This window comes from Staphylococcus hsinchuensis (assembly GCF_038789205.1).
Classification (GTDB): Bacteria; Bacillota; Bacilli; order Staphylococcales; family Staphylococcaceae; genus Staphylococcus; species Staphylococcus hsinchuensis.
Window position 1 is genome coordinate 112427 of record NZ_CP128355.1, and the last position, 19264, is coordinate 131690.

18 protein-coding genes and 1 pseudogene are annotated in these 19264 nt (G+C 34.3%); 2 read left to right on the top strand and 17 right to left on the bottom strand.

The window, feature by feature from the left end:
- Positions 1-11 precede the first annotated feature (11 nt).
- The 4 genes from QQM35_RS00610 to QQM35_RS00625 form a co-directional block, all read right to left on the bottom strand.
- Complete coding sequence (locus tag QQM35_RS00610; protein WP_342610413.1) at positions 12-1022, bottom strand: ABC transporter substrate-binding protein; 1011 nt, start codon at positions 1020-1022, stop codon at positions 12-14.
- A gap of 79 nt (positions 1023-1101) precedes the next feature.
- Positions 1102-2175, bottom strand: coding sequence for an alanine racemase (locus QQM35_RS00615; protein WP_342610414.1), 1074 nt, complete (start codon positions 2173-2175; stop codon positions 1102-1104).
- Positions 2176-2177: 2 nt separating this feature from the next.
- Entirely contained in the window at positions 2178-3935 is a 1758-nt protein-coding gene (locus QQM35_RS00620; protein ID WP_342610415.1) for an IucA/IucC family protein, read from the bottom strand.
- Entirely contained in the window at positions 3932-5107 is a 1176-nt protein-coding gene (locus tag QQM35_RS00625; protein ID WP_251942586.1) for an MFS transporter, read from the bottom strand. The genes QQM35_RS00620 and QQM35_RS00625 overlap by 4 nt, the downstream gene beginning before the upstream one ends.
- A 104-nt stretch (positions 5108-5211) precedes the next feature.
- Between QQM35_RS00625 and QQM35_RS00630 the strand changes: the two genes are divergently transcribed.
- Positions 5212-7167 (top strand): IucA/IucC family protein, encoded by a 1956-nt coding sequence (locus QQM35_RS00630; RefSeq protein ID WP_251518083.1) that lies wholly within the window; start codon positions 5212-5214, stop codon positions 7165-7167.
- A 142-nt stretch (positions 7168-7309) separates the two neighbouring features.
- Here QQM35_RS00630 and QQM35_RS00635 read toward each other — a convergent pair whose 3' ends face one another.
- The 6 genes and pseudogenes from QQM35_RS00635 to QQM35_RS00660 all read right to left on the bottom strand — a co-directional run bounded on the left by QQM35_RS00635 (position 7310) and on the right by QQM35_RS00660 (position 12732).
- Complete coding sequence (locus tag QQM35_RS00635) at positions 7310-7816, bottom strand: Asp23/Gls24 family envelope stress response protein (protein ID WP_251518080.1); 507 nt, start codon at positions 7814-7816, stop codon at positions 7310-7312.
- Positions 7817-7883: 67 nt separating this feature from the next.
- Positions 7884-8123, bottom strand: coding sequence for a DUF2273 domain-containing protein (locus tag QQM35_RS00640; protein WP_342610417.1), 240 nt, complete (start codon positions 8121-8123; stop codon positions 7884-7886).
- Positions 8124-8135: 12 nt separating this feature from the next.
- Positions 8136-8672 carry an alkaline shock response membrane anchor protein AmaP gene (amaP, locus tag QQM35_RS00645; RefSeq protein ID WP_251518075.1) on the bottom strand — a complete coding sequence of 179 codons (537 nt, stop codon included), beginning with the start codon at positions 8670-8672 and terminating at the stop codon, positions 8136-8138.
- A gap of 164 nt (positions 8673-8836) precedes the next feature.
- Positions 8837-10360: pseudogene (locus QQM35_RS00650) on the bottom strand (BCCT family transporter).
- 315 nt (positions 10361-10675) lie between these two features.
- Positions 10676-11707 carry a zinc-binding alcohol dehydrogenase family protein gene (locus QQM35_RS00655; protein WP_251518069.1) on the bottom strand — a complete coding sequence of 344 codons (1032 nt, stop codon included), beginning with the start codon at positions 11705-11707 and terminating at the stop codon, positions 10676-10678.
- Positions 11708-11724: 17 nt separating this feature from the next.
- Positions 11725-12732 (bottom strand): NADP-dependent oxidoreductase, encoded by a 1008-nt coding sequence (locus tag QQM35_RS00660; RefSeq protein WP_251518067.1) that lies wholly within the window; start codon positions 12730-12732, stop codon positions 11725-11727.
- Between the two features lie 153 nt (positions 12733-12885).
- Between QQM35_RS00660 and QQM35_RS00665 the strand changes: the two genes are divergently transcribed.
- Complete coding sequence (locus QQM35_RS00665; RefSeq protein WP_251518064.1) at positions 12886-13872, top strand: LLM class flavin-dependent oxidoreductase; 987 nt, start codon at positions 12886-12888, stop codon at positions 13870-13872.
- 97 nt (positions 13873-13969) lie between these two features.
- Here QQM35_RS00665 and rpsI read toward each other — a convergent pair whose 3' ends face one another.
- The 7 genes from rpsI to rplQ all read right to left on the bottom strand — a co-directional run bounded on the left by rpsI (position 13970) and on the right by rplQ (position 19264).
- Complete coding sequence (gene rpsI / locus QQM35_RS00670) at positions 13970-14362, bottom strand: 30S ribosomal protein S9 (protein ID WP_251518061.1); 393 nt, start codon at positions 14360-14362, stop codon at positions 13970-13972.
- Positions 14363-14381: 19 nt separating this feature from the next.
- A complete protein-coding gene (rplM, locus tag QQM35_RS00675; RefSeq protein ID WP_251518058.1) occupies positions 14382-14819 on the bottom strand; it encodes a 50S ribosomal protein L13 in 438 nt (145 codons plus the stop codon).
- Positions 14820-15001: 182 nt separating this feature from the next.
- Positions 15002-15826: a tRNA pseudouridine(38-40) synthase TruA gene (truA, locus tag QQM35_RS00680; RefSeq protein WP_342610418.1), complete on the bottom strand. Its 825-nt coding sequence runs from the start codon at positions 15824-15826 to the stop codon at positions 15002-15004.
- A 4-nt stretch (positions 15827-15830) separates the two neighbouring features.
- On the bottom strand, positions 15831-16637 hold the full coding sequence (locus tag QQM35_RS00685; RefSeq protein ID WP_251518053.1) for an energy-coupling factor transporter transmembrane component T family protein: 807 nt from the start codon (positions 16635-16637) through the stop codon (positions 15831-15833).
- Positions 16627-17490: an energy-coupling factor transporter ATPase gene (locus tag QQM35_RS00690; protein WP_251518051.1), complete on the bottom strand. Its 864-nt coding sequence runs from the start codon at positions 17488-17490 to the stop codon at positions 16627-16629. Before QQM35_RS00690 ends, QQM35_RS00685 begins: the two co-directional genes overlap by 11 nt.
- Complete coding sequence (locus tag QQM35_RS00695) at positions 17487-18296, bottom strand: energy-coupling factor transporter ATPase (protein WP_251518049.1); 810 nt, start codon at positions 18294-18296, stop codon at positions 17487-17489. Before QQM35_RS00695 ends, QQM35_RS00690 begins: the two co-directional genes overlap by 4 nt.
- A gap of 599 nt (positions 18297-18895) precedes the next feature.
- On the bottom strand, positions 18896-19264 hold the full coding sequence (rplQ, locus tag QQM35_RS00700; protein ID WP_251518047.1) for a 50S ribosomal protein L17: 369 nt from the start codon (positions 19262-19264) through the stop codon (positions 18896-18898).

Here is a 19264-nt window from a genome sequence, read left to right on the forward strand (position 1 = left end):
ACCATTTCACCTTACTTTGATTGTTTGTCTTTTTGTCTTTCTTTAGAAATTTCAACAAGTTCTTTCGCAATTTCTTCAGAAGATATGATACCACGCGCACGTGCCCAAGTATTTCTATCTACTACTGATACTCTATCATTTTTTACTGCTTTTAGGTCTTTCCAAACCGCATCTTTTTCTTGCTTTTTAAGATCGGGATCATTTTTACCTTTAGCCGTCATGATAAACATGCGCCCAGGATCGATATCAGAAAGAACTTCTGAATTTAATTGTAAATAAGGTCCTTTTAAGTATTTAGACAAGTTATCTGTTTTAGTTTTATTTAAAGCATTTTTAAAGCCTAATTCTTTTAATAACTCACCTACGTAAGTATTCTCTGGGTGTGCTAATAAACCTGATTTAGATGCTACTGCTGGTAAAACGGGTTCAGATTTATCCATAGTAATCTTCTTGCTGTATTTATCCATTAATTTATCGTGCTTATCTAGTCTTTCTTTTCCTTTATCTTCTTTACCTACTGCTTTCGCAATTGTTTTAAATGCTTCGATATTATCTTTGTAATCACTATCGAAACTTGGTAAGAAGATTGTTGGAGCAATCTTTTCTAAATCTTTTTTAATGCCTTTATGTCTATTACTATCAGCAATAATAAGATCTGGCTTTTGATTACTAATTTCTTCTAAATTAGGTTGCTTTCTAGCACCCACAGATTTGTAATCACCAATTTTTTCACGTATAGAAGGTAAGATACGTTTTTTATCGCCATCATCCGCTACACCGGCTGGTTTAATGTCTAAAGCTGCCAATGCATCGACGAATGAGAATTCTAAAGCCACGACCTTTTTAGGATTTTTAGGTACTTTTGTAGTGCCTTCATCGTGTTTAATTGAAACCGTATCTTTACTTGATTTATTATTCTTCGATTTACCCGCTTCGTTATCACTCACACTGCCACATGCAGTTAAAACTAGTACGGCAACCATAAGAACAACAAGGCTCAAAAACTTTTTGCTGTACTTCATCTACTTCACTCCTCATGTATGTATCAATTACACTTTTATTCTATTGATAACAATTATCATTGTCAATATGATTTTACATCTATTTATGAATATTTTTCGAAACACCCAAAACTTTATCAAAATTTTCATTAATTATTTGAATTGCTTCGTCTACAACATACGTTTTTGTAATATTAGGCATGTACATACTCTGTGCCATAGCACTGTAGCCTAAGCTAAATTGAATCTTATCACCAACTTGATAATTATCATGATTATATAAATCAACCATAACATGATCACTTGTTGCACCTAAAACGTCTACCTCATGATGTAACGGTTGTATTTCAGGAATTTTTGTATCTAGGTTGCCTATGTCAAGAATCGCCTGTAAATAATCATGATGCGATTGATGCCTCAATCTCGGTTTAATTTCTACGATTTCCGCTTCTAAAGTAATCGCATCTTGGTACAAAGCAGGTATTGGCGTATCTGTAGTGGTATTGACACCCCTAAATAAAGTTTCTCCTATTCTCAATTCATTGATTTTCCCTAGAGGACCTTTAGCCATTTCTTGTAATACGCTTGAATTCCCCCCTGAGACAATTTGCATGTTTAATGCTGTTTGGCTTTCAACGTGCGTTACAAATTCGTTAATTAATTGGATATCTTCAGTTGTTGGAGTATCAGAGTGAAAACACATAAAGTTAAAGGCCAATCCTTTCATTTTCACATGTTGCATATTTACGATTTTGTTTATATATTCTATAACTTCATATGTTTGTATACCTTCTCTTTCATCTTTCCAATCAACCATTAATAAAATTTCATGTGTTTTGTTTAGTGATTTCGCGATTTGATTAATGTGTTGTATCGTTTCCAATTCAGTTTGAATACTAATATTAGTATAGTTTACGATGTTTTTGAGTTCACTTTGATTACCAGTTCTTATCATTGTATAAGTATAATGACCATTGTAACTCTTTCTAATATTATCTATTCTAGCATCTGCAAAATGCGTTATGCCTATTTCAGCTAACGATTGAATGATTCGTTCATCCCCACCGACACCCTTAACTACAGGGGTAAAATGAATATGACTACGTTTACACATGTCTCGTAATATATGTGCATTATATTGTATTTTTGATAAATCTATCTTCAATTGTGCCATAGTTATACCTCTCTATATAACGGATTGTCTAAATCAATGGTCACATATTGCTTTACCTTACTTTCCATTCGCATACGTAACAGTGATTTAACTGTGATCTTTCTTCCAAATAAAACGTTATTGATTTGCGTTGCATGTGGTTTATTATTGTCAATCGAATCTTGGGTAACTTCTCGAACGATATCAAATAATTCACGTTCTGCGACACCTTCATATTGTGTAAAATGGTGTATTAACTCAGCAATTTGATTTTGAATCACTGCGTGTTGAAATTTCGCTATAACCGCTACAATATCTTCCGCGATTAAACTTTTATTCGTAAGTTCGACATGGGGCACACGATGATTAAATGTTTTTAAATCAATACGCGAACCACCAAGATCTCTCACATTGAATTTCATTTGAAATCCTTCGCCTAAACTCACAATAGTATTTTGCATATGCGCTTCTAAAGCAATACCAAAATCTTGGATATACGCAAGCAAAGGTTTAATCAGTGTTTCTGCATATGCTTTAATAAAACGTTTGATCGCTTTCGTTGTCACACCCTCACCAACCCAATCTAAATAACTATCTACAATTACTTTCCCGTCAACAGGGTTACGATTAACTAAACTTGCAGTTACAAGTGTTATACCATCATGATCTATCTTTGGTTGTTGCCTAACTATCACGCCTAATTGACGCGCAGTATTTAAATCTGTCATGGCATGTATACCGTAGGGTTCCATTGAAACCTGCAATTGTGGATATATGTTCAACATATCTTGTAACTCATAACTCAACTTAGGGCCATCAACGGTTGTTACTGTCGATACGGTTCTCACAGCACTCGTCGCTTGCACATTTACAGGTAATTTAATGTGGTACGGTTTATGCAGTAACGCCATCGTTCTAAAGGAAAGTGTTGCTTTAGATTCAATTTCAAATGGAGTTGGTAAAAGTTTGCTCTCTTTTATCCATTCAGAAAATTGTTGCACAATCACGTTGTCATATTGCCATGGATGGACAATCATAACTCTATAGTCTTCTAACTTTAGCTGATAAGGAGCGAGGAATGCTTCCAATTTCCCTTTATACTCTGGAATAATGTAATCCAAAATATATTGATCATTTTGTTCCATCGATGTTGTTACGCAATGTGTATGATGAATAAGCATGATTTTTAAAGGTATAATTTTTTCAAATTCAGGCGCATAACGTTTTACTTCTTCATCAGTTAATGGAAGTTTCGTTTTAGACAGAGGGTGCGTCGGATGTCCTTCAAGTATCAAACTTTCGGAATAATTTAATTCATCTAACTGATTGTTATCATTTAAATATTGTAACCAGGCAAAAAAGTTTAAACTCTCAGGCATTTTAGTAAATTGTAAACTAGATTTGATTAACGCCTTTCTGTTCTCAAAATGTTTATACGTTAATACAAAGCCATTTCGACTAGAGACTAGTTCCTCTGTTAACCTTTGAGATACAGGTATATCAAAGTAATGTTCAATTATTTCTAATAAACGTTCTACGGAAGCTACTTCCTCAACTCTTTCACCTACCACAAATTGAGGAAAACCATTAAATTGATAGCGCATTAATGCTGTGGTTCTCACTTTTTCTATATTCAATTTGTAGTTATTTTTGTTAAATATCACCAATTCGTCACTTTCACTTAATTGCGTATCCTCAGTATAAATATGTTCCTTTATCATCGCATTTATGATACGGTGTTGAACATTTTGATCGGCAACTAGCCACATTTGTTGATTCATACAACTTTGCCTCCATCTTTACTAAATTTATTAATAATAAGAAATACGATTCCAATAACTGTTGTACTGATACCCATAATTAAAAATGTTTCAATAATACCAATTAAATCAGCAAGAAAACTCATCACAACAGCACCTAAAGGTATCATGCCTCTATCCATCATCACGACACTTAATATTTTACCCCGATGTTCTCTCGGTAATTGCTTTTGAAAATATACTCTATTTGTCGTTCTGGCCCATTGACTAAATAATCCAATAAAGAAAAGAGAAATAAATAAAATTATTGTTTGGTTACTCATAGCACCTATTAATGCGATACCAAACAATATTGAACTAAAATAGTACATATGAACCATTGAAATTTTATTAAGTAAATTTGGTAATATCATCGTCGCGATAATACCCCCTATCGCACAACACGTCATTGCATTACCAAAAATGGCGACCTGATCTGGAAATGTCTTATCGGTTAGTACAGGTAATAATGTGGTATATGTAAAACCTGTAGCCATAATTAATAATGACGTAATGAAAATTCGCGCACCTATGCGATGATCCTTAAAATATTCGAGTACAAACTTAATGCTTACTTTAGATTGTTCACGTGTTTGAATATTTTTTGGAAATTTCAAAGGTATACAACAAAGTACTGCGATAAAGTAACACAGTGCTTGTACCGAAAAACTCACTTCAGCGTTATAAGTTGCCATGATAAACCCAGCAACTGCTGGCCCAATTGAACGACATATATTAATAATAAATGAATGATATGATACGGCTTGTGTCGTTGATAATCGTTCAGTTAAATCTGGTAATACGGCTTGTCTTACAGGTGTTTCAACTGCACTAATGATACCGCGTCCAAGTGAATATATTAAAAATATAGCGATAGGTAGATTATTATTTTGTAAAACTAATAAACATAATATTGTCGTTAATATAAATGATGAAGTAATTGTGATGCGCAATAGTTTACCACGATCACATCTGTCTGCTAATGCCCCAGCCCACAAACTAATGAGTAAAATTGGTACTAGCCTAAAAAAGTTAATTAAACCTAAGTAAATTGCATTGTGATATAAATTAAACACATACCAATTTAAAGTGATTTGGCCAATCCAATTTCCTAAAAACAGTAAGAATGAACTAGGAAAGAAGTATTTTGCCATGATATTCCACCTATCTTTTTAATTGATAACAATTCTCATTATCGTTAATATAGATTATACAAATATTGTATACATTTGTAAAATAAATTTTAGAGGTGCTTTATATGAATTCGAACAATAATTTTTCCAGTTTAAATATAGAACTCACGCATGACGAACGTGAGGCCTTATCTTATTTAAATTCCACAAACAAATTATGGGCCGAGCATTTCAACACTATGCTCATGCCAAGTAGAGATAAAATAACACAACGTTTGATTACTTCATTACATAGAGAGAATTTGGTCAATAGTCGTGAGAGAAGTAATATTGTTGATATTTCAAACCTACCCTACTCATTAAATACAAACTGTCACCAAGTTTTAAAAATCGCTTTCCCAACTACTGATAAAACATTGTATGCTCCTATTAGTGGTATACATGCTTTTGACCGTATAGATGTTCAAGGCCCATTTTACATAACCAATCAACATCAAATACAACGCGTACTGCATCCAGAAACAATATTAAATCTAATTTTAAGTGAAGCACCTCACTTAAATAATGAAGCCAGTGAACAATTTTTAGACGATATAAATAATAGTGCTGCAAACATGGCGATTGCTTTAAGCTTTCAAACATATCAACTTGCTGATGTAACCGTGCCATTGTTTGAGCTCATTAATCAACATCAAGATCCTTATTTAAGATCTGAACAAGCCGTGATAGAAGGACACCCACTTCATCCAGGTGCTAAATTACGAAAAGGGATGAGTCCTGCTACAACAATCAACTATTCATCTGAATTTGGTCATCCTATCCCGATGCATTTTGTATTAATTGCAAAAGATATAGCCAAAGTTGCTACTTTAGATGGTGATTATAATTCAACGATATATCATCAATTTAAAGGATTACATGACGTAGCGTTACAACACGTAAGCGCTCAACAACTAGAACAATATTATGTGATGGCCATTCATCCGTGGCAATACGACAATATTTTGTTGAAGGAATATCAAGAAGAGCTAAAATCTGGTCAAATGATACCACTTCAATATGATATCAATTATTTTGCAGGGTTATCATTCAGAACATTGATGCCAGAATTACCGATAACGACACCTCATATTAAACTGTCGACAAATGTCCATATTACTGGTGAAATTCGTACACTTTCTGAACAAACAACGATTAATGGACCTCAGTTAACTGCTATTTTAAATAATATTAAGTCTACCGATCCATTATTTAGTGAAATTGAGGCCGATACTATTGATGAAATTGCTGGGATTCATTTTTATCACCCTTCTGATTCATCTGATGTACAAGTACAACGTAGCGAACAATTGGGGACTTTATTTAGAACGAACATCAACCAAATGATTTCATCTGACACGGTACCATTGATACCATCCAGTTTAGTCGCAACACATCCGTTAAACGATGAGACGCCTTTAGTATCACTGATTAAACTTTACAAAGCACACCAAAACATTGAGTCATTTAATAAAGCGTCAATTGAATGGTTTAAACAGTACAGTCAAGCAATTCTCGATATGACTTTACCTTTAGTAGTCAAATATGGTATCGCCATGGAAGCACATTTACAAAATACGATTGCAAGTTTCAATCAAGACGGTAGTTTAAATAAAATGTATATTAGAGATTTTGAGGGGCTACGTATTGATAAAGTACAGCTCAATCAAGCTGGATATTCAACCGAGCACTTCCATGAAAAATCTTTAATATTAACGGATTCTAAAACTACAGTATTTAATAAAATGTTTTACTCTACGATTCAAAATCATCTAGGAGAACTTATTGCAAGTATTGCTAAATCGTGTGATAACCGGAAATTAGAATCAACAATATGGTCGGAAATTAGCGATATTATTGACGTTAAACTTAATCAAATTGCTAACTCAATGTCTGAGTCAGAGCAATCTAATATTGATGCAATACGTCAAACAATCTTCGCACCAAAAATAGATTATAAATGTGTTACAACCATGCGATTAGAAGATGAAGCTGATTACTATACGTACATTCAAGTAAAAAATCCCTTGGTTCGAAAATAATGTTTAATTTTTCAACCCCCACTAAAAGAATTTATTCAAACTTTTAATGGGGGTTTTTATACAAATTGAAATATTAGATATTCAATAACACCAATAAAAAACCCTAAATGCATAATTGCATTTAGGGTTTTCTAAATTTATATTATTTTAAATTCTTTTGTTCATTTGAAGGGTTATCGCCTTTTTCTTTCTTTTGAGCCCACTCTTTTCTAGTCATTACATCTTCAACGCGCATATTAACTTCTACTACATCTAAACCAGTAATGTGTTTAACTTGTTCTTTCACTAAGTCAGTCACTTTGCGGAAGATTTTTGGTGCTGATTCACCATATTCTAAGATTACTTTTAAGTCTACTGCGGCTTGTTTTTCACCAACTTCAACGCTTACACCTTGTGTTACGTTGTTGCTGCTTCCAAATGAGTTTGAAATGTTATCGACAAAGCCGCCTTTCATTTCTAAGATGCCTTGTACTTCACGTGCTGCGATTCCAGCAATTTTTTCAACTACTTCGTCTGAAAAAGTTAATTTATTAGAAAATTGTTGCTCTTGGTTTTGTTGTTGTTGTGCTTGTTGTTCGCGTCTTTCTTGTTCAGTTACACCTGTTTGGTTGTCATATGCTTGTTTAGCTTTATTGTTATCTACTGCCATAATAATTCTCCTTTATAATAAATATTTTATAAGTCAATGGCCAAATGTTGTTTTCTCTTTATACAAACTAACTCCATCGATTTAAAAAGTTAAGAAAATCTTGTGTTCGATCTTTCGTATACCCTATACCTACGCCAATCAAACATAAAACGATGATTAAAATTGTACTCCAGAAACCTATATTTAAAAATAGTAACGCAATGATTAAAAATGCTAGGAAACCAATGATTCTCCATTTATATTCCTTGAAGAAATTGATGATTTGTTGTAGATAATCTTGTTCATTTGAATTATTATTTTCACTCATGATATCCCTCCCTTACAACACTCGCTTGCCTGCAGTTTTTTGGTCTTTCACGTTAACTTCTAACTTCGAAACTGGTAATTCTGTAAAATGTTCAACATTTTGCTTGATATCATTTCTAATTTCTTCCGTTAACGAATTCACTTGTACATCGCCAGGAACGAAAAAATCTGCTTTTAATGCTATATGCGATTTCTTTTTCTTGTTATAAAGTTTTGCTACTACATTCGGTTGTCTGACTTCATCATATTTCAAAATAGTGTCGTACGCTGATTTCTCAACTGACTTTCTTGAAATATAAATATGGCCGTCTTCAAAATCTTTATATAATCCAGGCTTTCTATACGTAGGTTTAAACAAGCTGAATACCATTATAAGACCGATTAAGATGAGTAACGCCGACAAACCAATTAATGTTGGAACGAACCAATTAAAGTGCATTAATTGATCTTGGTATTTACTAATACGTGAATCTTTAATAAACATAAATAGTAATACTCCGACAATTACTACAATTAATAGCCCTAGTATAAAATTCTTTAGTCGTTTCACCTCGTATGCCACCTCCAATACTATAATATGTTGCTGTTGTTACAACTGATTAATACCCTTTATACAATCGCTAAAAACCTATATTTTTATTATTTTATGGTAAAAGTTACATTTTCAATTAAAGAAGTGATTTTCCTTAATTTAAGATAAAAATTATTTGCTTTTTATGCATTTTCATGTCTTTCCCGTTTCTTTTTACTGGATCGTGGTTTTTCTACAGCTAATGATTTAAACAATGACCACACCATTAAAATTATCACTATGGAGAATGGTAATGCCGCAATAATCAATAAATTTTGAATTGATTGCGTTCCACCAGTATAAATCATGATAACCGCGAACAACGCGAGAATAACTCCCCAACTTACTTTTACGATACTAGAAGGATTAATTGAACCTTTTGAACTTAACATACCTAACACATATGTGGCTGAATCTGCTGAAGTAACGAAGAATATCATAATAACCACTAAAGTGATGATACTTAATAAGAAACCTAATGGATAATGTTGCAACGTTGCGAAGGTTGCTGTTTCTGTCGCTTCCTTTGCAATATTTGCTACTTTATTTTGCTGTAACTGCATTGCTGAAGCTCCAAACACTGCGAAAAATAAGAAACAAACTACTGCTGGCACAAATAAAACACCAATAATAAATTCTTTGATTGTACGACCACGAGATACACAAGCGATAAATATTCCAACAAATGGCGCCCATGAAATCCACCAAGCCCAGTAGAAAATTGTCCATTGTTGAAGCCATTTATATTTTTCTCCACCTGATTGTGGTATACGTAAACTCATTTTAAAGAAATTAGCAATGTAATCACCAAGTGAGTTAGTAAACGTATTTAAGATTGTTAATGTAGGTCATACACAAAACAAAATTAATAGCACAATAAACGCAAGCACCATATTAATATTACTTAATCCTTTAATACCTTTATCAATACCTGACCAGGCCGACCAAGTAAATAATATCGTTGCTATAATAATGATGACTACTTGCATGCCAAAGTTAGACGGTACTTTAAACAAGAAATTTAAACCTTCATTAATTTGTAATGCACCAAAACCTAACGTGGCAGCAACCCCTGTCACTGTGGCAATTATCGCTAATACGTCTATAGCGCCTCCAACAGGCCCCTTCATCATCTTAGAGCCCAATATAGGTGTTAACGTAGCACTAACTAAACCAGGGTAACCTCTATGGAAACTAAAATAAGCAAACACTAAACCGACGATGCCATACACTGCCCATGCATGAACACCCCAATGGAAAAATGAAAATTGCATTGCATCATTTATTGCTGCTTGTGTCCCTTTTTTATGTAACGGTGTTAACGTATATGCATGACTTATTGGTTCTGCTGTCGTCCAGAATACAAGGCCAATTCCCATACCTGCGCTAAATAACATAGCGAACCATGATTTAAGAGAAAACTCTGGATCCTCACCTTCTTCACCTAATGTGATTGAAGCAAAGCGAGAGAATAATAAATATACGCAAACTACTAATATAGCTAAAACAAGTAATAAATAATACCAACCAAAATTAACTGCAATAAAGTTGGTAATTGTTTGAGTTACTTTCTCAAGTTGTTTCGGTAGAATTGCACCATAAATAACAAATAGTGTACAAATTGCTAGTGCAATCCAAAATACTGCTGTTAATTTTTTTAACCGCATGTCAAAATAACACTCCCTTTTCTTTGTACAATTTATATACCCGTTTATAATGAAAATAAAAATATTTTTCGTGAACCTTGTGCAAGTTTATCGTAAATATATTAATTAATAATATTTTATTATATATTAAATAATCAAATCCATATAAAACCATATTAAAAGCCACCAGCGAAGATAAAACTAATCTTCGTTGGTGGCTTAGAATCTGAATTGAAAACGAGCTTATATCAAGCTTTTCCATCCCAGTCATCATTGTCAGGGTGGGATTACGAAATCTCTATTAAAAAATTCGATTTCTATTCCACTCCGCTTATTTTAATTTTCGCTATCTTCATCAACTTGAATGACTAACTTACCAATCATCTTATGGCTTTCTAGTATTTCATGTGCTTTAAAAAGCGTTTCTGTCGTAAGCCCATTTAATGTTTGATTTAATGTCGTGTGATAAACGCCGTCATCAACCTTTTGTGCAATATCTTGTAAATAAGTTTGATGTTTTTGCATATCTTCAGTTTGATGTAACGGTCTTGTGAACATGAATTCGTGTGTAAATGTGACACTCTTTGATTTTAATAAATTCAAATCTTGTTTGTCTTGAAACGCAACAATTGTAGTAATCTTGCCATGTGGCTTTACGAGTTCAATCATTTTTTCATAATAAGCATCAGTATTAAAGGTGCAAAATATATAATCAACATCAGCAAGGTCGTGTTTTTTTAATTCATCTGATAGGTCATTTTTATGGTTAAGGACGAGGTCTGCCCCCATCTGTTTTGACCATTCTATCGTTTCTGTTCTAGAAGCTGTAGTAATGACACGTAACCCATAAGCTTTGGCAATTTGAGTTGCAATACTGCCAACCCCACCACTACCATTTATGATTAACAATGTTTTACCACGATTTTCCTGTGGATTTTCTGAGATATTGAAAGTATCAAATAACGTCTCATAAGCTGTTAAACCTGTTAACGGTAGTGCAGCCGCTTCAGTCGGCTTCAATGATTGAGGTGCGTGTGCAACTAAACGTACATCCATAAGTTGATACTGCTGATTGGCACCTGCATAAGATGGCGCACCAGAATAAAATACTCTGTCACCTTTTTTAAATGTTGAAACATTGTTTCCGATTTTTTCAATCGTTCCTACTGCATCATAACCTAATATACGATGTTTTTCTTCATCACTAAATGGTTGTTGTCTCAATTTCGTATCTACAGGATTGACACTCAACGTCTCTACTTTAATTAGTATTTCTCCCTCACCAGGTTCCGGCTGAGGTATATCTATTTCTGAAAATTGGTTCCCATCATCTAATGAAAATTGATTATTTGAAACAATTGCTTTCATCATACCAACTCCTAAATTTAATCCACTTCTGCAACTTTTACTACTTGTTTACCGAAATTATCACCAGTAAATAAGTTTCTAAAAGCTTGCGGTAGGTTGTCGAACCCTTCCATAATTGAAGTTTTCGTTTTTATTTGGTCTGATTGTACCCATTGTGCTAATTCTTTACTAGCATTTTTAAAGTCATTTGCATAATTACCAACAATGAAACCTTTCATCAATGCTTGTGATTTAATCAATATTGGTTGAATGCGTGGACCATGTTCAATTTCTGTATCGTTATATTGAGAAATCGCACCGCATACAGGAATTCGTGCAAACTGATTTAAGTGTTTAAACACTTCATCTGCAATATCGCCACCTACATTTTCGAAATAAACGTCGATACCATTAGGCACTGCATTAGCTAGCTGCTCTTTGAAATCATCTTTTTTATAATCAACAGCGGCATCAAAACCTAATTCCTCAGTTAAGTAGGCTGTTTTCTCAGGACCACCCGCAATACCAACAACATGTGCGCCTTTAATTTTTGCAATTTGACCTACGACTGAACCTACTGCCCCTGATGCTGCTGAAACTACAACCGTTTCTTCTGGTTGAGGTTCTCCTATTTTTAATAGTCCGTGATATGCTGTTTGACCTGTTAGACCTAATACACTTAGATATAAATATAATGGCACATCAGTTTGTGATACTTTGGTCATATCTTCGCCTGAAATGTTTGTCACCTTTTGCCATGGTGCTCTACCTGTTACAATATCACCTTTTTCAAATTGTGAATGCTTTGATTCTGTGACTTTACCGACAAGATGACTTGTAATTGGCTCATCAAGTTGAAACGGTGGCACGTAAGATTTTGTGTCATTCATTCTACCTCTCAAGTAAGGATCTACTGAAATATATAAAGCTTCAACTTGAATTTCATCGTCTTGTAAATCATTTAATTCTACTGTTTCGGTACGAAATACATCATCAGAAGGAATTCCTTGTGGTCTTTGTGCTAATACAATACGTTCATTGTTCATAAAACATGCCTCCATTCATTCTTTTATTTCATTTTAAATGGAGGAGCTTGTACAAGGCAATCAAATCGTTTATAGGAGATTTACATAGCGTGTTATGATGACCTTAACTTTAACATTGAACGTAGAAACACCAAATTGATAGGAGCAACTTAAATGAAGCTAAGTGTTTTAGACTATGTACCTATTTTTGAAGGCCGCAATACTACAGAAGCTTTGAATCATTCTATAGAACTCGCACAATGGGCAGAACAATTAGGATACCATCGATATTGGGTTGCAGAACATCATCAAGTCTTATCTGTCGCATCTAGCGCTCCAGAGATGATTATGATGTCACTGTTAGAAAATACGTCGACAATTCGTATCGGTAGTGGCGGTATTATGTTGCCACATTATAGTGCCTATAAAGTGAGCGAACAGTTGAAAATTATGGAAGCCAGACATCCAAATAGAGTCGATATTGGTACGGGAAAATCATCGAGCTTTAGAAATGTGAATGAAGCATTAAACGAACATAAAGATAAAAGCGAAGTCAATTATAGTACGCAAATTGATGACTTATTAGCTTATTTTAATGATGACACATCAGAACATAATCGTTTTAAAGGCTTATTAGCCACACCTCAAATTGCTACCCAACCTCAAATGTTCATATTAGGCATGAGTACGCGGAGTGCCAAACTTGCTGCAGAAAAAGGACTACCACTCGTTGTGATGCAAATGGGTCAACAGCAACGGGCATTAAATTCGGTTATTGAAACTTATCGTTCGCATTTTAAACAGCTCCATTCAGATAAACAGCCTTATGTGATGTTAGCTACTTTCGTGGTAACTGCTAAAAATGAGAAAGTGTTAAATGATTTGTTACGCGCATTTCATTTATGGTTATTGCGAATAAATTATTTAAATCAACCTACGTCATATTACTCAATCCAATATGCGAATGAAAGAAAGTTTTCTGAAAGAGAACAAGCTAAAATTTATAAAAATAAAAGTCGTGTTATAGCAGGGTCCCCTGAGGAAGTTAAGGAAGCGTTAAATGGATTGTATGCTAAATACAATATTGATGAAGTTATGGTCATGCCTCATGTATACGGAGAAGAAAATCGAAAATCCTTGTTAGAACTTATTGCATTATAAAATAAAAAAAGCACGCTTTGGAATAATCCAAAGCGTGCTTTTTGAACGCAATTTGCGTATCGAAACTGTAAGCAAATAATTTCGCAACAGTGACAAATTAACGTTTTGAGAATTGTGGTGAACGACGTGCTTTTTTAAGACCTGGTTTCTTACGTTCTTTCATACGTGGGTCACGAGTTAGTAATCCAGCGCGTTTTAAAGAACCTCTGTACTCAGGGTCTGCTTCTAATAATGCACGTGAGATACCGTGACGGATTGCTTGAGCTTGTCCTGTGAATCCACCACCGTGAACGTTTACTAATACATCATAGTTACCTTTAGTTTCAGTTACTTCAAATGGTTGGTTTAAATCTAAGATTAATGATTCGAATGGTAAGTAGCTACGTACATCACGATCGTTTACAGTGATATTACCTTCACCAGGTACTAAACGTACACGTGCTACTGAGTTTTTACGACGGCCTGTGCCTCTATATTCAACTTGTGCCAATGTAATTTCCTCCTTCTAATTAACCACGTAACTCGTAGTTTTCTGGTTGTTGTGCAGCGTGTGGATGTTCAGCGCCACCATATACAAATAGTTTTTTACCTTGTTTTTCGCCTAAGCGGTTACTTGGTAACATACCTTTAATTGAAGTTTCAAGTAAACGCTCTGGGTTAGTTGCTCTTAACTCACCAGCTGTGATTGATTTGATTCCACCTGGGTGATTTGAGTGACGGTAATAAACTTTATCTTGTTCTTTATTACCAGTGAATTTAATTTTTGAAGCGTTAATGATGATTACATAATCACCAGTGTCAACGTGCGGTGTATAAGTTACTTTATTCTTACCACGTAAAATAGATGCTACTTCAGATGATAAACGACCTAATGTTTGTCCGTCTGCATCGATAACATACCATTTACGTTCAATGTTTGATTCATTTGCCATAAATGTTTGACGCATTTCATTGTCCTCCTAGAGTAAATAAATAAATATTTCTTGTTTAATAGTAGATACTCTTAAATCATAAATTTTCATTTATTTCCATTATTTGTTCTACGTGCTTCTATATCTTGTAACACAATAAGTTTCCGGGGCTTATCGTGGGGTGATATAAAACAATACCGTTAATAATCGTATAATTTTTAAAGGGTTTTGTCAATCTCATTTTGATATTTTGTATCAATTTTTTTGTCTGTTAAAACGTCTTTTCCGTAATCTGAAATAAGTGCATTTTCCGTTAAATATACCTTTTGCAAGTACAGTCCTTCAGGTGGTGCTGTAAACGGAATTTTATTTCTATCTTTATCTGCTAATAACTGAGGGACAGCTTGAGGGTCTTGTTTGCCTTTCCCTACTTGAACTAAAAATGCCACTAGAACCCGAACCATATTGTATAAAAAGCCTGAACCAGCAACGATGTAATCAAAGCCATCTTCCGTTTTAACAATTTTACTATCATATAAAGTACGTACTTTGCTTTCTGTTTCTGCTTTTTGTGAGCAAAATGCTGTGAAGTCATGTGTTCCGATAAATAAGCGCGCTGCTTGTTGCATTTTTTCAATATCTAATTCTTCTGGTATGTGCGTTTTAAGTCCACTCTGAAACGGATCCTTACGCTGGTCTTGATACACTTTATAACGGTAGCATTTACCTAAACTGTCATATCTACAATGAAACTCTGAATCTACAAATGTTACTTCATTAACACATACGTCATCCGGTAAAAATCGATTCATTGCATACTGCCATTGTTGCCTAGATATATTGAGTTCCGTATCAAAATGAAAATACTGCTCAATCGCATGGACTCCTCTATCTGTGCGACTGGTAGGATGAATTCTGACGTGCCGTTTGTGCATTCTAGTCAAAATCTTTTCAAATTGTTGTTGTACTGTTCGACCATTTTGTTGGATTTGAAAGCCAAGAAACTGACTTCCTTGATATGAAATGTTTACTAAAACACGCATCTTACTACACTCCTAATAACTTTAACCCAATTAAAATACCTGCGATCGGTATTAAAAGTATTATTGAAATTGTATCTTTCATGTGCCAATGTAATTGACGGTAACTTGTTCTTTGGCTATTCGCATCATAACCTCTCACTTCCATAGCAATAGCGAGATCTTCTGCTCGTTGAAACGATGAGATAAATAGTGGAATTAATAATGGGATATAAGCTTTAATACGATTTAAAATACTTCCCGAACTCATTTCTGATCCTCTTGATTTTTGTGCAAAGATGATTTTATCTAATTCATCCATTAAAGTTGGTATAAACCTTAAAGCAATAGACATCATTAAACTTAATTGGTTGACGGGTACTTTAATCCATTTTAAAGGCGTTAACAACTTTTCAAATGCATCCGTTAAATCAATAGGACTCGTCGTTAAGGTTAAAATTGTTGAAATTAATAATATAAAAATTAATCTTAAACCAATAAATATCCCTTCCACAATTCCGTTTGTATCGATAGATATCACACCAAATTCTACAAGACGTGTACCACCTTTTGTCACAAATACATGCATTAAAAAGGTAAATATCATAAAGAACCATATGGGAGTTAAGCCTTTTATTAAAAACCATGGTTTGATATGTGCTGATTTCATAAAAATGAATATCAGTATAAATAACCAGAGATAAGTAGCCACAGAATGTGCTAAAAAGATAAGTATGATAAATATAAAAGTAAAGATAAATTTCGCTCTTGGGTCTAAATTGTGAATAGTAGTATTTAAAGGGATGTAACGACCAATAATTAATTTATCTTTCATGACGTTGCCACTCCTTATACAATTCAACAAATTCTGTTTCGGTTAATGCTAGATCGTTAAAGCTAATTTTGTTTTTCTGTTCAACATCATGTTGTAATTGTACTACATCTGGTAACTCTAAATTATATTGTTGTACAAATGAAACATCTCGAAACAACTTGCGTGGCGAACAACTATCTATGACATTCCCATTCGCCATCACTTTCACTTCATCTACATAACGTGCAACATCATTCATTTCATGTGTTACGAGTATGATTGTCTTTTGGTGTTCTAACTGTAGCTCTTTTATCATTGTCATCACTTGAATTCTACTTTGAGGGTCCAAACCTGCAGTAGGCTCATCTAAAATGATAATATCTGGATCCATTGCTAATATTGAAGTCAATGCTATCTTACGCATTTGACCACCTGACATTTGAAATGGTGATTGCTGCATTATATCTTTATCAAAGCCAAACTCTTCTAATAATGATTTTGCTCTGTCTTTAACTTGCTCCACTGGCATGCCAAAATTTTTAGGCCCAAAAAGAATCTCTTTTTCCACTGTTTCCTCAAATAGCTGTGACTCAGGAAATTGAAAGACCATTCCTATTCTTTTACGAATAGACTTTAAATGTTTATCCTTACTCTTTTTCGTAATCGTTAAATCGTCAATTTGCAAAGCACCTTCAGTGGGTTTTCGTAAACCATTGAAATGTTGTATTAAAGTCGACTTCCCAGAACCAGTTTGACCTATGAGTGCATAGTATCGGCCATTTTCAAATTGCGTTACAACGTCTGCTAAAGCTTGATGTTCAAAGGGTGTGCCTACTTGATAGGTATAACTCACATGATTAAATTTGACTGTCATAAATTCTCCAACAACCTTTCGTAAGTTACAAAGTCGTTTTTATTAAAGAGGAGCTGATTCATACGCATTGAAAATGGTAAATCTAAACCTATTTTCGTCAATTGAGCACCATCTTTAAAAATATATTGTGGTGGTCCTGCATCATAAACTTTACCCTCGTTCATCACAATTAAATGATCAGCTACTAAAGCTTCTGTTAAATCATGCGTAATCGATATAATCGTAACATCTCTGTGTTGTTTCAATTCTCGAATCAAGTTTAATAATTCTTTACGCCCCGAAGGATCCAACATTGAAGTTGCTTCATCCAAAATAATGATATCTGTATTCAATGCAAGAACCCCTGCAATAGCAACACGTTGTTTTTGACCACCCGATAATGATTGTGGTTCATACTTTGCTTTATCCAACATCTCCACATCTTGCAGTACGTCAGGAACAATTTGTTGCATTTTTTCATAACCCACTGCATGATTTTCTAGCCCAAATGCAACATCAAATTCAACCGTAGCCCCTACAAATTGATTCTCAGGATTTTGAAATACAATACCAATCTGCTTTCTTAACTCTTGAACCGAAGATGCGTTAAGTTGCTGACCATTTAAATAAATCGTTCCTGCTACTGGCTCTTCAATACCAATCATTAATTTAGCAATCGTAGACTTTCCAGAACCATTATGACCAACAATAGATGTCCATTGGCCTGTAGGCACATTAAAAGATACATCATCTAGTACTAAAGATGCATCCTCATCGTATTTAAATGAAACATGATTAAACGCTATCGCATGGTTATCCATGACCATTTCAATTGCCTCCAAAATAAATTAATACATCTATTTTATTCTACATGAAACATGCTAAAAATGCACACCCCTCAATCATATTGAACAAATAAAGCAGCACTTATTGCCCTGCAACTTAGTGATACTTACACATGAACTCTGCTCAGGTGTTCCCTAAAAGACTCCCCCTAATCACCAGCGTTTCAATGGCTCAAAGATTCGCATATTCGATTATTCTAATTACATACCTGCTACATGTTTGGCAGTAGATGTCTGAATTGAAATCGCGCTTTAAAAAGCTTGTTTCAATTCTAGTCATCCTTGCCGACGTGGGACTACGAAATCTTTCTAGATTTCTGTCCCACAGTCAACTCCCCCTAATTAGTAAAACTAATAAGGGTTTAGCGGTTCGCATTTGCATTGGCAAATGCATAACTCCCCCTAATTAGCATAGCTAATAAGGGGGAGTAAAAAAAAAGCGCGCACCCCATCAATATTGAGTTCACGCTTTAACAAGTTATTTAGTTTTGATGGGGTACTCTGAGCTAGACAATATTTGTATGTGGCAAATACTATCGTTGCACTCATTTGCTTTATATATAGTAGTACGTGTATTTAAATTAAACTAATTCAATGATTACTGACTCAGCACCATCACCACGACGAGGGCCTGCTTTTAAGATACGAGTGTAACCGCCTTGACGTTCTTCATAACGTTCAGCAATTTCACCAAATAGCTTTTGAAGTGCTGTTTGAGTAGTTTCATCTTCATTTAAAATTTCAACTTTACGTAATGTTTCAGCTGCTTGACGACGAGAAGCGATATCGCCTTTTTTACCTAAAGTGATTAATTTTTCTACGATGCTACGTAGTTCTTTTGCACGAGCTTCTGTAGTTTCAATGCGTTCGCTAACGATAAGTGACGTCGCTAAGTCACGTAGCATTGCTTTACGTTGATCAGAAGTACGTCCTAATTTTCTGTAACCCAT

What these genes read in the sequence shown, in the direction of transcription:
- QQM35_RS00615 (WP_342610414.1), bottom strand. Translation starts at nt 2,175, where the DNA reads ATGGCACAATTGAAGATAGATTTATCAAAAATACAATATAATGCACAT.
- QQM35_RS00685 (WP_251518053.1), bottom strand. Translation starts at nt 16,637, where the DNA reads ATGAAAGATAAATTAATTATTGGTCGTTACATCCCTTTAAATACTACT.
- QQM35_RS00640 (WP_342610417.1), bottom strand. Translation starts at nt 8,123, where the DNA reads ATGAGTGAAAATAATAATTCAAATGAACAAGATTATCTACAACAAATC.
- QQM35_RS00630 (WP_251518083.1), top strand. Translation starts at nt 5,212, where the DNA reads ATGAATTCGAACAATAATTTTTCCAGTTTAAATATAGAACTCACGCAT.
- QQM35_RS00660 (WP_251518067.1), bottom strand. Translation starts at nt 12,732, where the DNA reads ATGAACAATGAACGTATTGTATTAGCACAAAGACCACAAGGAATTCCT.
- QQM35_RS00635 (WP_251518080.1), bottom strand. Translation starts at nt 7,816, where the DNA reads ATGGCAGTAGATAACAATAAAGCTAAACAAGCATATGACAACCAAACA.
- rplQ (WP_251518047.1), bottom strand. Translation starts at nt 19,264, where the DNA reads ATGGGTTACAGAAAATTAGGACGTACTTCTGATCAACGTAAAGCAATG.
- rplM (WP_251518058.1), bottom strand. Translation starts at nt 14,819, where the DNA reads ATGCGTCAAACATTTATGGCAAATGAATCAAACATTGAACGTAAATGG.
- QQM35_RS00665 (WP_251518064.1), top strand. Translation starts at nt 12,886, where the DNA reads ATGAAGCTAAGTGTTTTAGACTATGTACCTATTTTTGAAGGCCGCAAT.
- QQM35_RS00690 (WP_251518051.1), bottom strand. Translation starts at nt 17,490, where the DNA reads ATGACAGTCAAATTTAATCATGTGAGTTATACCTATCAAGTAGGCACA.
- QQM35_RS00625 (WP_251942586.1), bottom strand. Translation starts at nt 5,107, where the DNA reads ATGGCAAAATACTTCTTTCCTAGTTCATTCTTACTGTTTTTAGGAAAT.
- truA (WP_342610418.1), bottom strand. Translation starts at nt 15,826, where the DNA reads ATGCGTGTTTTAGTAAACATTTCATATCAAGGAAGTCAGTTTCTTGGC.
- QQM35_RS00620 (WP_342610415.1), bottom strand. Translation starts at nt 3,935, where the DNA reads ATGAATCAACAAATGTGGCTAGTTGCCGATCAAAATGTTCAACACCGT.
- QQM35_RS00655 (WP_251518069.1), bottom strand. Translation starts at nt 11,707, where the DNA reads ATGAAAGCAATTGTTTCAAATAATCAATTTTCATTAGATGATGGGAAC.
- QQM35_RS00610 (WP_342610413.1), bottom strand. Translation starts at nt 1,022, where the DNA reads ATGAAGTACAGCAAAAAGTTTTTGAGCCTTGTTGTTCTTATGGTTGCC.
- QQM35_RS00695 (WP_251518049.1), bottom strand. Translation starts at nt 18,296, where the DNA reads ATGGTCATGGATAACCATGCGATAGCGTTTAATCATGTTTCATTTAAA.